13 protein-coding genes are annotated in these 12,952 nt (G+C 72.8%); 2 read left to right on the top strand and 11 right to left on the bottom strand.

What is annotated here, in order from left to right; all coding sequences use genetic code 11:
* Positions 1–31: 31 nt before the first annotated feature.
* From ACZ592_RS05715 to ACZ592_RS05685, 7 genes are all read right to left on the bottom strand, one after another.
* Positions 32–220 (bottom strand): hypothetical protein, encoded by a 189-nt coding sequence (locus ACZ592_RS05715; RefSeq protein ID WP_471580225.1) that lies wholly within the window; start codon positions 218–220, stop codon positions 32–34.
* A gap of 188 nt (positions 221–408) precedes the next feature.
* Complete coding sequence (gene tsaE, locus ACZ592_RS05710; protein WP_471580224.1) at positions 409–921, bottom strand: tRNA (adenosine(37)-N6)-threonylcarbamoyltransferase complex ATPase subunit type 1 TsaE; 513 nt, start codon at positions 919–921, stop codon at positions 409–411.
* 45 nt (positions 922–966) lie between these two features.
* Positions 967–2,181 carry an alpha/beta fold hydrolase gene (locus tag ACZ592_RS05705; RefSeq protein WP_471580223.1) on the bottom strand — a complete coding sequence of 405 codons (1,215 nt, stop codon included), beginning with the start codon at positions 2,179–2,181 and terminating at the stop codon, positions 967–969.
* Between the two features lie 50 nt (positions 2,182–2,231).
* A complete protein-coding gene (gene alr, locus ACZ592_RS05700; RefSeq protein ID WP_471580222.1) occupies positions 2,232–3,383 on the bottom strand; it encodes an alanine racemase in 1,152 nt (383 codons plus the stop codon).
* Positions 3,384–3,442: 59 nt separating this feature from the next.
* Positions 3,443–4,339, bottom strand: a complete 897-nt coding sequence (locus tag ACZ592_RS05695) for a L,D-transpeptidase family protein (RefSeq protein ID WP_471580221.1) — start codon at positions 4,337–4,339, stop codon at positions 3,443–3,445.
* 95 nt (positions 4,340–4,434) lie between these two features.
* Positions 4,435–5,871 carry an NAD(P)H-hydrate dehydratase gene (locus ACZ592_RS05690; RefSeq protein WP_471580220.1) on the bottom strand — a complete coding sequence of 479 codons (1,437 nt, stop codon included), beginning with the start codon at positions 5,869–5,871 and terminating at the stop codon, positions 4,435–4,437.
* Between the two features lie 650 nt (positions 5,872–6,521).
* On the bottom strand, positions 6,522–6,893 hold the full coding sequence (locus ACZ592_RS05685) for a holo-ACP synthase (RefSeq protein WP_471580219.1): 372 nt from the start codon (positions 6,891–6,893) through the stop codon (positions 6,522–6,524).
* An 88-nt stretch (positions 6,894–6,981) separates the two neighbouring features.
* On the opposite strand from ACZ592_RS05685, the gene coaA reads away from it, so the two are divergent.
* Both coaA and ACZ592_RS05675 read left to right on the top strand, forming a co-directional pair.
* Complete coding sequence (gene coaA, locus ACZ592_RS05680) at positions 6,982–7,962, top strand: type I pantothenate kinase (RefSeq protein WP_471580714.1); 981 nt, start codon at positions 6,982–6,984, stop codon at positions 7,960–7,962.
* A gap of 46 nt (positions 7,963–8,008) precedes the next feature.
* On the top strand, positions 8,009–8,956 hold the full coding sequence (locus ACZ592_RS05675; protein ID WP_471580218.1) for a DUF389 domain-containing protein: 948 nt from the start codon (positions 8,009–8,011) through the stop codon (positions 8,954–8,956).
* Here ACZ592_RS05675 and glmM read toward each other — a convergent pair.
* The 4 genes from glmM to ACZ592_RS05655 all read right to left on the bottom strand — a co-directional run bounded on the left by glmM (position 8,953) and on the right by ACZ592_RS05655 (position 12,898).
* Positions 8,953–10,311, bottom strand: a complete 1,359-nt coding sequence (gene glmM, locus ACZ592_RS05670; RefSeq protein ID WP_471580217.1) for a phosphoglucosamine mutase — start codon at positions 10,309–10,311, stop codon at positions 8,953–8,955. The genes ACZ592_RS05675 and glmM overlap by 4 nt on opposite strands.
* A 156-nt stretch (positions 10,312–10,467) precedes the next feature.
* A complete protein-coding gene (gene rpsI / locus ACZ592_RS05665; RefSeq protein WP_361716623.1) occupies positions 10,468–10,989 on the bottom strand; it encodes a 30S ribosomal protein S9 in 522 nt (173 codons plus the stop codon).
* A gap of 42 nt (positions 10,990–11,031) precedes the next feature.
* Positions 11,032–11,475, bottom strand: a complete 444-nt coding sequence (gene rplM, locus ACZ592_RS05660) for a 50S ribosomal protein L13 (RefSeq protein ID WP_361164921.1) — start codon at positions 11,473–11,475, stop codon at positions 11,032–11,034.
* A 211-nt stretch (positions 11,476–11,686) separates the two neighbouring features.
* Positions 11,687–12,898 carry a glycosyltransferase family 87 protein gene (locus ACZ592_RS05655; protein ID WP_471580216.1) on the bottom strand — a complete coding sequence of 404 codons (1,212 nt, stop codon included), beginning with the start codon at positions 12,896–12,898 and terminating at the stop codon, positions 11,687–11,689.
* Positions 12,899–12,952: the final 54 nt, after the last annotated feature.

Genomic DNA, 12,952 nt, shown 5'->3' with positions numbered 1-12,952 from the left:
TGCTCACGCCACGCGTCGCTCCCCGCTCACGTCACCCGCGAGCGTCACCCGAAGGTGCGTCCCCCGTGGGCGCCGGGTCGCACGGCGGTGTGGAGACGGCGCTCGCCGCGGCGCACGACGCCAGCAGGTCGCTCATCGACAGGTGCGAGGGGTCCACGACAGCCGTCGGTCCCGGCAGCACGGGCGGCTGCGGCTGTACGTCACGTTCTGAAGCCGACATGGATGCCTCCTGGGGCTCCGGGGGCAGACGTGGTTAGGTAGACCTAACCAGGACCGGTATCCATGTGACCACGCGCGACACACGCAACGCAACATTTTGCCGACGTCCTGTCGGAACGTTAGGGCGAACGTACGAGAACGGCCCGAGCGGCCCCCGGAAGGCCCGCCGGGGCCGGGCCCCGCCGCGCCTCAGGCCGACAGCGACACCAGGTCCGCCTCCGCCCAGCGCCGCCCGAGCCCGGTGAGCGTCACCTCGCGCACCTCGTCCGTCGTGTCGCCCACGGCACGGTCGATGACGACGTGCAGCCGGTCGTCCGAGAGCTCCTCGACCTTGCCGTCGCCCCACTCCACGACGACCACCGATTCGGGCAGCGAGACGTCGAGGTCCAGGTCCTCCATCTCGTCGAGCCCGCCGCCCAGGCGGTACGCGTCGACGTGCACCAGCGCGGGCCCGGCGCCGAGCGGCGGGTGCACGCGGGCGATGACGAAGGTCGGGGAGGTGACGGCGCCGCGCACGCCGAGGCCCTCACCGAGGCCGCGGGTCAGCGTCGTCTTGCCTGCGCCGAGCTCCCCGGTGAGCATGACGAGATCGCCGGGGCGCAGCAGCTTCGCGAGGCGACGGCCCAACTCCCCCATCTGTTCGGGAGAGTTGACGGTGATCTTGAGTACGGTGGCGGGGGCCTGGTCGTGCGGTGCTTCCATGCCGTCCACGGTAGCGGCTGACGGGCCCCGCACCGGCCCGCGCGGTCAGCCGCCGACCCGGCCCGCCCGGTCGGCCGCGGGGACGGCGCCCGCCCGCACCAGCAGGTCGGCGAGACGGTCCATGACCACCTCCGGGTGCTCCAGCATGACCAGATGTCCGGCGTCCGGGACCAGGACGAGCTCGGCGTCCGGCAGCCGCCCCGCGATGGTCTCGCTGTGCTCGCTCGGCGTGACGAGGTCCTTGTCCCCGGCCAGCACGAGCACCGGCAGCTCGGCGAAGTGCTTGAGCGCGTCCGCCTTGTCGTGCTCGGCGAACGCCGGGTAGAACTCCGCGACCACGTCGATCGGGGTCGCCTCGATCATCCGCTCCGCGAACCGCGCGATGCCCGGGTCCACGTCCTTGCGCGAGAACGAGTAGCGCTTGATGACGCCCGCGAAGAGGTCCGCGGTGGCCCGCCGCCCCTTCTCCACCAGCTCGGCCTGCGAGCCCAGCGCCCGCAGCACGCCGGGCAGCACCCGCCGGACCGCGTTCATCCCGGCCACCGGCAGACCGAAGTTCACCTGACCGAGGTGCCCGGACGACGTGCCGACCAGCGCGACGCCCACGACGCGCTCCCGGATCAGCTCGGGGAACTGGTCGGCGAGCGCCATCGTCGTCATGCCGCCCATGGAGTGCCCGACGAGGATGAGCGGCCCCTCGGGCGCCGCCGCGTCGATGACGGCCTTCAGGTCCCGGCCCAGCTGGTCGATGGAGACCGGCACGTCGTGCTCCGCCTGGCCGACACCGCGACCCGAGCGGGCGTGGCTGCGCTGGTCCCAGTAGACGGCGCGGACGACCCCCCGCAGCGCGGCCCGCTGGAAGTGCCAGGAGTCCTGGCTCAGGCAGTAGCCGTGGCTGAAGACGACGGTGACCGGCGCGGGTGCCCTGCGGCCGAAGAGCCTGCGGCGCCGCGAGGCCTGGTCGCTGTCGGACTCGACCTCCTCGACCTCGTAGGAGAGCGCCGTGCCGTCGTCCGCGTACGCCGTGCCGGGCATGCCGCGCAGCGAACCGTAGGGGCCCGAGGCGTCGAGCGCGAGCCGCGCCTTCTTGCGCATGCCGCGGCCCACGGTGAGCCGCTCTATGGCGACGCCGGCGGCCGCGCCCGCGGCGATGACACCTATCGCGGCGCCCGCCACTCCGGCCCGCCGCCAGTTCCCGGCCGCGGCGGCGGCCTCCGTCACCGCTTCCGCCGCGGCCGCCCCCGCGCTGCTCTCGCTCACGTGCCGCTCCTCGTCCGTTCCTGGTCAGTCCCCGGGCCGCCCGCTCCCGGTCAGTCCTTGGGCCGCTCGTTCACATAGACGCGCGGGACGCGCGATCCGATGCGGGTGACGATCTCGTACGCGATGGTCCCCGCGGCCTGCGCCCAGTCCTCCGCGGTCGGCTCCCCGCGGTCACCGGGGCCGAACAGCACGGCCTGCGAGCCCACTTCGGGCTCGTCCCCGCCGAGGTCGACCACGAACTGGTCCATCGCGACCCGGCCCGCGACCGTCCGCCACTTGCCGTCGACCAGCACCGGGGCCGTGCCGGACGCGTGGCGCGGGATGCCGTCGCCGTACCCGGCGGGGACCAGGCCGAGGGTCGTCTCGCCGGGGGTCACGTAGTGGTGGCCGTAGCTCACGCCGTGCCCGGCGGGGGCGTGCTTCACGTGGGCGAGCGAGGCGGTCAGCGTCATGACGGGCCGCAGCCCGAAATCCTGCGGGGTGCCCACCTCGGGGCTCGGCGAGATGCCGTACATCGCGATGCCCGGACGGACCAGGTCGAAGTGCGTCTCCGGCAGGGTCAGCGTCCCCGGCGAGTTGGCGATGTGCCGCACCTCGGGGCGTATGCCCTGCTCCTCCGCGTACGCCACCATCTCGCGGAAGACCGTGAGCTGGGCGGCGATGGAGGGGTGCCCCGGCTCGTCGGCGCAGGCGAAGTGCGACCAGAGGCCGGTTACCTCGACCAGGCCTTCGGCCTCGGCGCGCAGCGACGCGGCGACGAGCTCGGGCCAGTCGGCCGGCATGCAGCCGTTGCGCCCGAGGCCCGTGTCGGCCTTGAGCTGGATGCGCGCGGTGCGCCCGGCCTCGCGGGCGGCGGCGCTGACCTCGCGCAGCGCCCACAGGGCGCTCACCGACATGTCCAGGCCGGCCTCGATGCCCTCGCGCCAGGGGCCGCCCGGCGTCCACAGCCAGCACATGATCCGCCCGGGCAGACCCGCCGCGCGCACCGCGAGGGCCTCTTCGGGCGTGGCGGTGCCGATCCAGGTGGCGCCCGCCTCACGGGCGGCCCTGGCGCAGGCCACCATTCCGTGGCCGTAACCGTCCGCCTTCACCACGGCCATGAACGCTGCGTCCGGCGCGTGGGCGCGCAGCGAGCGCACGTTGGCGCGGAGGGCGTCGAGGTCGATCTCGGCGCGGACACGGAAAGGGGCTGTCTCGTTCATCGCGGACAAGTGTCTCAGAGGCCGCCGACAGCCCCCGCTCCCACGGGCCGGTACCCGGCTCAGGTGCCCGGCTTGCGGCCCCACACGTAGACGCGGTCGCCCTTGAGGAGCGTCTTCCACAGCGCGCGGGCGTCGGCCACCCGCAGGTTCACGCAGCCGCGCGATCCCGGCGGGCTGTACACGTTGCCGTAGATCGCGTGGAACGCCTGCCCCCCGTTGAAGAACTGGCTGTACGGCATGGGGGTCTCGTACAGCGACGACCAGTGGTTCTTGTGCTTCCAGTAGACCTTGTGCCAGCCGGTACGGGTCGGGTACCCGGCACGTCCGGTGCGGATGGGCACGGGGCCGAGCAGCTTCTTCTTGCCCTTCTGCACCCACATCAGCTGACGCGTCAGATCGACGCAGGCCAGGCGGTACGCGCGCGTGGGGCACTGTTTCGTGACGTTCGGATTCTTGCGGGCGGCGATCAGGCGCAGCCGGGCCCAGGTCACCGGGCCCGCGAACCCGATCGCGGGCCGGATCTTCTCCTTGCGCTGGAAGGCCCGGATGGCCCGGCAGTCCTTCGCGGACTGCCGCCCGTCCACCGTGAGGCGGAGCGCCCGCTCGATCTCCCGCTGGTAGGGGCCGGTGCGCCGGGTGCAGGCGGGCGCCGCCTCGGGTTCGGCCTCGCTGCGCGGCACGTACTCGACGAGGTCGTCGGCGGCGGCCGCCGCGTCCATGGGCTCGATCGCGTCCTCGGCGGCGCTCGGCCGGTACACGTGCGGGCGCAGCGTCTGGTCGGGGGTGTCCAGCTGCCACGGGTGGGACGCGGCGGACGGGAGGCCGGGGACCAGCGCGGCGGTGCCGGGGGACGCGGGGCGCGGTGGCGCCGGGTCCGCGGACGCGGGGACGGCCGGCAGGGCCGCGGCGAGGGCGAGCAGCACGGTGAGCCCGCGCTGAGCTGTCTTACTGATCATGTGATGAGCGAACCCGGCGCGGTGCCGTGCGGCCGTCAGCCGCGCGGAGGCGTCACTCGAAGGGCCCTCAGCCCATCCCTCACCCGGAAACCGCCCTACCCCGGCCGCCGCACCTCGCGCCACGCGCCGGGAATCGCGTCGGCCACGTCCTGTGCCGCCGCGGGCGCGCCGTCCGCCGCCCGCCGCCCGGCCAGCCCGTGCAGATACGCGGCGACGGACCCGGCGTCGCGCGCGTCGAGCCCCGCCGCCAGCAGGGACCCGGCGAGCCCCGACAGCACGTCGCCGCTGCCCGCGGTGGCGAGCCAGGCCGTGCCTGTGGGGTTGACGCGCACGGCGCCCTCCGCCGAGGCGACCAGCGTGGTGGACCCCTTCAACAGCACCGTCGCCCCGTACCGCCGCGCCAGCTCCCGTACGGCGGACAGCCGCCCCGCCTCGACCTCCGCGCGCCCGGCACCGAGCAGGGCGGCGGCCTCACCGGCGTGCGGCGTGAGCAGCGTGGGCGCGCTGCGCGCCCGCACCCGCCGCTCCCCCGCGAGCCGCAGCCCGTCGGCGTCGATCAGCACCGGCACGTCGGCCTCGACCACGTCCCGCAGCCGCTCCTCGTCATCACCGAGCCCCGGCCCCGCGACCCAGGCCTGCACGCGCCCGGCCTTCGACGGCGGCCCCGCGGACACCAGGACCTCGGGGAACCGCGCGATGACGGCGTCCGCGGCGGGCCCCACGTACCGCACGGCGCCCGCACCGCCGCGCAGCGCGCCCGCGACGGCGAGCACGGCGGCCCCCGGGTAGCGCGCGGACCCGGCGACGACCCCGACGACACCGCGCCGGTACTTGTCGCTCTCCCCGCCCGGCACCGGCAACAGCCGCTCCACGTCGGCGAACTGCAGGGCCTGCGCCACGCAGTCGTCGGCATCGAGGTCGAGCCCGATGTCGACCAGCCGCACGGCACCGGCGTACTCCCTGGCCGGATCGATCAGCAGCCCCGGCTTGTACGCGCCGAAGGTCACGGTCACATCGGCACGCACCGCCTCGCCCCGCACCTCCCCCGTGTCGGCGTCGACGCCGCTCGGCAGATCCACGGCGACGACCACCGCGTCCCGCACCGCTGCGACGAGCCGCACGGCGCTCTCCCGCAGCCCGCCCCGCCCGCCGATCCCCACGATCCCGTCGACGACCAGCCCGGCCGCGCCGACCAGCCCCTCGGCCCTCCCGTCCGCCGCGTCCACGACGACGGCCCCGGCGGCCCGCAGCGCGGCGAGCGCACGGGCGTGCGCCCGCGCGGGGTCCAGCAGCACGGCACTGACACCGGCACCTCTCCGGGCGAGCCGGGCCCCGGCGTACAGGGCGTCGCCGCCGTTGTCACCACTGCCCACGAGCAGGGCGACCCGCGCCCCGTACACCTTGCCGAGCAGCCGCGCGCACTCGGCGGCGAGGCCGGCGGCGGCGCGCCCCATCAGCACGTCGTCGGGCCCCTGGGCCATGAGCAGACGTTCCCCGGACCTGACGCTGTCCACGCTGTACGCATCACGCATACGCCCAGTCTCCCCCCAGGCGAAGGCGCCTGACTCCTGAACGGTGCGGGGTGGGTGGGTTCCTCCCTGCGCGGGCGGGTGCGGGTGCGCCGTGGCTTGTCGCGCAGTTCCCCGCGCCCCTAAAAGCCCACCCGCCGTTGCAGGCCGCGCTGCGTGGGCGGGTGCGGGTTTGTTGTGGCTTGTCGCGCAGTTCCCCGCGCCCCTAAAAGCCCACCCGCCGCTGGGGGGGCCGGACGCTTTGCGGGTGCGGGTGCGGGTTTGTTGTGGCTTGTCGCGCAGTTCCCCGCGCCCCTAAAAGCCCACCCGCCGTTGCGGGCCGTGCTGCGTGGGCGAGTGCGGCGGGTGTGTTGTGGCTTGTCGCGCCGTTCCTCGCGCCCCTGAAAGCAGCAGCCGGGCCGCAGACACCCCACCGGCCGGAGGGGGCGCGGGGGTATGTGCGCACGGAGCACCGAGCCAGCCATAGCGTCTTTGTTCGTGCAGCGTGGCGCAGGGATAGCGAGTACGTACATACCCCCGCGACCCCGCCCCACAGACGAACCCCAGGGGCGCGGGGAACTGCGCGACCAGCCACACCACACCCGCAGACGAAAGACGAAGGCGAAAACTCGCCCAGGACCGCCCAAGGCCCAGGGGCCAGAACCCTTACTCGCCTACTCGCCCTCCGCAACAACCACCGCAGACGCAACCCCCGCATCATGACTGAGCGACACGTGCCACGCCCGCACACCCAACGCCTCGGCCCGCTCCGCCACAGTCCCCCGCACCCGCACCCGCGGCTGCCCGCTCTCCTCCACGTACACCTCGGCATCCGTCCACCGAAGCCCGCCCGGCGCCCCCAGCGCCTTGGCCAGCGCCTCCTTCGCCGCGAACCGCGCCGCCAGCGAGGCGACCCCCCGCCGGTCCCCGCCCGGCAGCCGCAGCTCGCTCTCCACGAACAGCCGGTCCGCCATCCCGGGCGTCCGCTCCAGCGCCGCCCCGAACCGTTCGATCTCCGCGACGTCGATGCCAACCCCAATAATCACCGGCTCAGCGTGACACACCCCACGCACCACCCCACCCCCCGTCCCGTTCAAACAGCCGTAACAATGGACTGTGATCTCTTCGGTCTCCGTGCCCGCGACGGCACCGCGGAGCGCCCACCGGCACAAGCCGGAGGCGACTCCCTACCTCGACCTCACCCGCACCGAGTGGAGCGCGCTTCGGGAGAAGACGCCTCTGCCGCTCACGGCGGCGGAGGTGGAGCAGCTGCGCGGCCTCGGCGACGTCATCGACCTGGACGAGGTCCGCGACATCTACCTGCCGCTCTCCCGGCTCCTGAACCTGTACGTGGGCGCGACGGACGGCCTGCGCGGAGCGCTCAACACCTTCCTCGGCGAGCGGGGGTCCCAGTCGGGAACGCCCTTCGTCATAGGGGTGGCCGGCTCCGTGGCGGTCGGCAAGTCCACCGTCGCCCGCCTCCTTCAGGCCCTGCTCTCCCGCTGGCCGGAACACCCGCGCGTGGAGCGGGTCACGACCGACGGCTTCCTCCTGCCCACCAAGGAGCTCCAGGCCCGCGGCCTGATGTCGCGCAAGGGCTTCCCGGAGTCGTACGACCGCCGCGCCCTCACCCGTTTCGTCGCGGACATCAAGGCCGGCAAGGACGAGGTGACGGCGCCCGTCTACTCGCACCTGATCTACGACATCGTGCCGGGCAAGCGCCTCACGGTCCGCCGCCCGGACATCCTCATCGTGGAGGGCCTGAACGTCCTGCAGCCCGCGCTCCCCGGCAAGGACGGCCGCACCCGCGTGGGCCTCGCGGACTACTTCGACTTCAGCGTGTACGTGGACGCCCGCGCCGACGACATCGAGCGCTGGTACCTGAACCGCTTCAAGAAGCTGCGCCAGACGGCGTTCCAGGACCCGTCCTCGTACTTCCGCAAGTACACGCAGGTGTCGGAGGAGGAAGCCCTCGACTACGCCCGCACCACCTGGCGCACGATCAACAAGCTCAACCTCGTCGAGAACGTCGCCCCCACCCGCAGCCGCGCCACCCTCGTCGTCCGCAAGGGCCCCGACCACAAGGTGCAGCGCCTGAGCCTGCGCAAACTGTGAGCACCGGCACCGGTCCCACCGCCTGTGCCCCGGCTAACCTGCGGACATGCTGCACCTGCGCCTTATCACGCCACCGGACACGACCGACGAGGTGGTGCGCCTGATCGAGACCACGGTCGGCACCGCGCACCTGGCGGTGGTCCCGGGCGCGGCCCGCAATCCGGCGGGCGACGTCGTCATGTGCGACGTGGCCCGCGAGGCGGGCGACGGTCTGATCGGCGCGCTGCGCGACCTCGGCATCGACGAGTCGGGGTCGATCGCGCTGGAGAACATCGACCTGTCGCTGTCCCGTCGCGCGGACCAGGCGGAGGACGACGCTCCGGGTGAGGGCGCGGACGCGGTCCTGTGGGAGCACCTGGCCGACGCGACGCACGAGGAGTCGACGCTCTCGGTCACCTACGTCGCCTTCATCACGCTCGCCACGATGATCGCGGCCTGCGGCGTCGTGCTCGACAACGCGATCCTGATCGTGGGCGCGATGGCGGTGGGCCCCGAGTTCGGCCCGCTCGCCGGGTTCTGCACGGCGCTGGTCCGACGTGCCCCGCGCCTCGCCCTGCGCTCGATGTCCGCGCTGCTCGTGGGCTTCCTGGCGGCGATGGTGGTGACGGTCGGGTTCAGCTACTTCATGGACGCGATGGACCTGTTCAGCGACGACGCGCTGAAGGCGGAGCGCCCGAACACGAACTTCATCTACCGCCCCGACTGGTTCTCGTTCGTGGTGGCGGTCCTCGCGGGCGCCGCGGGCACGCTCTCGCTGACCTCGGCGAAGTCGGGCGCCCTGGTCGGCGTGGCGATCTCGGTGACGACGGTCCCCGCGGCGGCGAACGCCGCGGTCGCGTTCAGCTACGACGAGTACCGGCAGGCGTGGGGCTCCACCGAGCAGCTCCTGCTGAACCTCCTCGGCATCGTCCTGGCCGGCACGCTCACGCTGCTGGCCCAGAAGTTCTTCTGGGCCGTGCAGCGCGAGCGCACCGCCAAGGCACAACGCGCCTAGCCCAGCGCCGACTTCACCGCGTCGGCCAGCCGTCCGGCGACGGACCGTGCCTGCTCGATGTCGGCGGCCTCGACCATGACCCGTACCAGCGGCTCGGTCCCGGAGGGGCGCAGCAGCACCCGGCCCGTGGAGCCCAGCTCGCGCTCGGCGTCGGCGACGGCGGCGGCCAGCTCCGAGGAGGTGGTCACGCGGGTCCTGTCGACGTCGGGCACGTTGATCAGGACCTGCGGCAGGCGCTCCATGACACCCGCGAGGTCCGCGAGCGTACGTCCCGTCTCGGCGACCCGCGCCGCGAGCAGCAGCCCGGTCAGCGTGCCGTCGCCGGTCGTCGCGTGGTCGAGGATGATCACGTGCCCGGACTGCTCGCCGCCGAGGGCGAAGCCGTGCTCCTTCATCGACTCCAGGACGTACCGGTCGCCGACGGCGGTCTGCACGAGGGAGAGCCCCTGGCCCTCCATGGCGAGCTTGAAGCCGAGGTTCGACATGACCGTGGCGACCACGGTGTCGTGGCGCAGCGTCCCGTGCTCCCGCATGGCGAGGGCGAGCACGGCGAGGATCTGGTCGCCGTCGATCTCGGCGCCCGTGTGGTCCACGGCGAGGCAGCGGTCGGCGTCCCCGTCGTGCGCGACGCCGAAGTCGGCCTTGTGCTCGACGACGGCGGCCTTGAGCAGCTCCAGGTGCGTGGAACCGCAGCCGTCGTTGATGTTCAGCCCGTCGGGCTGGGCGCCGATCGTGATGACCTCGGCTCCGGCGCGCGCGAAGGCCTCGGGCGAGACGCGGGCGGCGGCGCCGTGCGCCTCGTCCAGGACGATCTTCAGCCCGTCGAGGCGGTTCGGCAGGACGCCGATGAGGTGGGCCACGTACTGGTCGAGGCCCTGGTCGTACGACTTCACGCGGCCGACGCCCGAGCCGGTGGGCCGCTGCCACGGGGCGCCGGTGCGGTGCTCCTCGTAGACCGACTCGATGCGGTCCTCCAGCTCGTCGGCGAGCTTGTGGCCGCCGCGGGCGAAGAACTTGATGCCGTTGTCGGGCATGGCGTTGTGGCTGGCGGAGAGCATCACACCGAGGTCGGCGCCCAGCGCACCGGTGAGATGCGCCACCGCGGGGGTGGGCAGCACACCGACGCGCAGGACGTCCACGCCCGCGCTCGCGAGGCCCGCGACGACCGCGGCCTCCAGGAACTCCCCGGACGCGCGCGGGTCACGCCCGACCACCGCCACCGCGCGATGGCCCTCAAAAGTGCCCGCCTCGGCCAGTACGTGCGCCGCCGCCACGGAGAGTCCGAGCGCGAGCTCGGCCGTCAGATCCGCGTTGGCGACACCGCGCACGCCGTCCGTGCCGAAGAGTCGTCCCACTGCTGTCCTCCGAACGTTCCAGAAAAACCATGAACCCCTGGAAAGAGAGTCCCAGAGTGAAGAGAGTCCCAGGGTCCCAGGGGTTCCTGATAGACGAACGCCCCGGCAGCACGGTGCGTGCCGCCGGGGCGAACGAGAAGTACGAGCAGGCAGCGATTAGCGCTTGCTGTACTGCGGGGCCTTGCGGGCCTTCTTGAGACCGGCCTTCTTGCGCTCGACCGCACGGTCGTCACGCTTGAGGTAACCGGCCTTCTTGAGGGCGGCGCGGTTGTTGTCGACGTCGGCCTCGTTCAGCGCACGGGCGACACCGAGACGGAGCGCACCGGCCTGACCGGAGACGCCGCCACCCGAGATGCGGGCGATGACGTCGTAGCGGTTGTCGAGCTCGAGCACCTTGAAGGGCTCGTTGACTTCCTGCTGGTGGACCTTGTTCGGGAAGTAGTCCTCGAGCGTACGCCCGTTGACCTTCCACTTGCCGGTGCCCGGGACGATCCGGACGCGGGCGATGGCGTTCTTGCGACGGCCCAGGCCGGCGGCCGGCTGCGGGTCGCCGAAGCGCGCGGCGTTCGACTCAGAGGTGTACTCGCCCTCGACGGGGACCTCGGACTCGGTGGTGTACTGCTCGACGTCAACAACCTCGGTCTCTTCGACCGGCTGCTCAACGGTGGTCTCGGCCACGATTCTCCTCAGATTTCTTTACGTCTTTGGGGGTGGCCGGAACTACTGCGCGACCTGGGTGATCTCGAACGGGACCGGCTGCTGAGCGCCGTGCGGGTGCTGGTCGCCCGCGTAGACCTTCAGCTTCGAGAGCATCTGACGGCCGAGGGTGTTCTTGGGGAGCATGCCCTTGACGGCCTTCTCGATGGCCTTCTCGGGGTTCTTCTCGAGCAGCTCGTCGTAACGGACGGACCGCAGACCACCCGGGTAACCGGAGTGGCGGTACGCCATCTTCTGGGTCTTCTTGTTGCCGGAGAGGTGCACCTTCTCCGCGTTGATGATGATGACGAAGTCACCGGTGTCAACGTGGGGGGCGTAGATCGCCTTGTGCTTGCCCCGCAGGAGGGAGGCTGCGGTGGTCGCCAGACGTCCCAGGACGATGTCCTGAGCGTCAATGACGTGCCACTGGCGGGTCACATCGCCGGGCTTGGGGCTGTACGTACGCACTTCGTAGCCTTCGCTTCTTCAGTGGATGGGGTCCAGACACACGGCACCCAGGAAGCGATCATGCAGCTGGGGCTCACAGTGCCGGGGACGCTGCCCGTATGCGAGCCACTGGTAACTGCTCCAGGGAACCTACGTATGGGCCCTTCGCGTGAGAACGACGACACCAATACGCATAACAATCCATGAGAGTACCCGCGCCGACCCGTACGGGTCAAAACGCGGACCGGGAGGCCGGCACCGCCTCGTCCCGCTCCCCGCGCTCCCCCCACACCCCCCGCTCCCCCGCGACCCGGCCTGTCACGCACGACCACCCGGCCGTGGCCGCGAGGAGACAGAGCGTGATCGCGTCCTTGAAGGCGCGCCGCGTCCCCGGCTCCAGGCCCGGCCACCCGAACCCCGGCACCTGCGGGACCAGCGCCACCCAGAACCACGGACTGCGCGCCATGGCCCCCTCCGACAGCGCCCCCGCGAGCAGCAGCGGAAGCACGACGAGGAGGTAGTGGTCGTAGGAGGGCCGGGAGACGAGAAAGGCCGAAAGCATCAGCATCACGGCGCAATCCACCACCCTCGCCGACCCCGCGTCCCCCCTCTCCCACCGCCGCCAGGCACACCACACCCCGGCCACCGCCGCACACCCGGCCAGCAGCGTGGCTCCCGACTGCGGCACCCCGAGCCGCGCGAGGACCGCCGACGGCGACGCCTCGTAGAGACGTACGAAGCTGTCCTCGCCGCGCAGCAGGAAGGGCAGCGTGCGCGTGAAGAACCCGGCCGGGTCCGGCATGACGAGCGCCGCGGCCACCGACACCAGCGCCGGCACCCCCACCGCGGCCCCCAGCGCCCGCCACCGGCGCGCGAGGACGAAGAGCAGCACGACGGGCGCGAGCAACGGCTTCACGGCGACGGCGGCCCCGATGACGACCCCCGCCGCGACCCACCGCCCGCGGCACGCGAGGAGCAGGGCGAACGGCAGCGCGGCCGCGGACCCCACCGTCCAGTTGCCGAGCTGCACGAGGTGCCCGAAGGGCGCGAAACCGAGCGCGAGGCCGAGCAGCCCGTACACCGCGAACCGGCTGCGCCACGGCACCCCGTGGATCCGCAGCGCGCACGCCCACCCGGCGACGAGCCCCGCGCTCACCCCCGCGGGCACCAGGAAGCGCGTCACCGCCGTCGGCAGCAGCGCCTGCGGGACCGCCGCGAGCACGGCGCCCGGCAGATAGAGGAAGTGCCGGTCGGCGTAGGGCGAGCGCCCGGCGAGCCACGCGTCGGCGGCCCGCACCACGATCGCGTTGTCCATCCCGCCGTCCGGATCCCGCAGCCCCACCCGCACGACCGCGGCGACCAGCACGACCCCGAGCACCCACCGGACGTGCCGCCCGGCCGGCCGCAACAACCACCCGCTAACAGCCGATCTGCCCGTGTTCATACGCCTCAGGCTAGGCCGGACACCCCGTGCAACCCCTGCTCAACATCCCGGACC

It is taken from the genome of Streptomyces sp. NPDC040622, assembly GCF_055593965.1.
The sequence above is the reverse complement of the archived record's forward strand: the minus strand, read 5'-3'. Positions and strand labels throughout refer to the sequence as shown.

Excerpts from the sequence above, each read along its gene's own strand:
- ACZ592_RS05695 (WP_471580221.1), bottom strand. The coding sequence starts at position 4,339 with ATGATCAGTAAGACAGCTCAGCGCGGGCTCACCGTGCTGCTCGCCCTC.
- ACZ592_RS05715 (WP_471580225.1), bottom strand. The coding sequence starts at position 220 with ATGTCGGCTTCAGAACGTGACGTACAGCCGCAGCCGCCCGTGCTGCCG.
- ACZ592_RS05690 (WP_471580220.1), bottom strand. The coding sequence starts at position 5,871 with ATGCGTGATGCGTACAGCGTGGACAGCGTCAGGTCCGGGGAACGTCTG.
- alr (WP_471580222.1), bottom strand. The coding sequence starts at position 3,383 with ATGAACGAGACAGCCCCTTTCCGTGTCCGCGCCGAGATCGACCTCGAC.
- ACZ592_RS05675 (WP_471580218.1), top strand. The coding sequence starts at position 8,009 with ATGCTGCACCTGCGCCTTATCACGCCACCGGACACGACCGACGAGGTG.
- ACZ592_RS05655 (WP_471580216.1), bottom strand. The coding sequence starts at position 12,898 with ATGAACACGGGCAGATCGGCTGTTAGCGGGTGGTTGTTGCGGCCGGCC.
- tsaE (WP_471580224.1), bottom strand. The coding sequence starts at position 921 with ATGGAAGCACCGCACGACCAGGCCCCCGCCACCGTACTCAAGATCACC.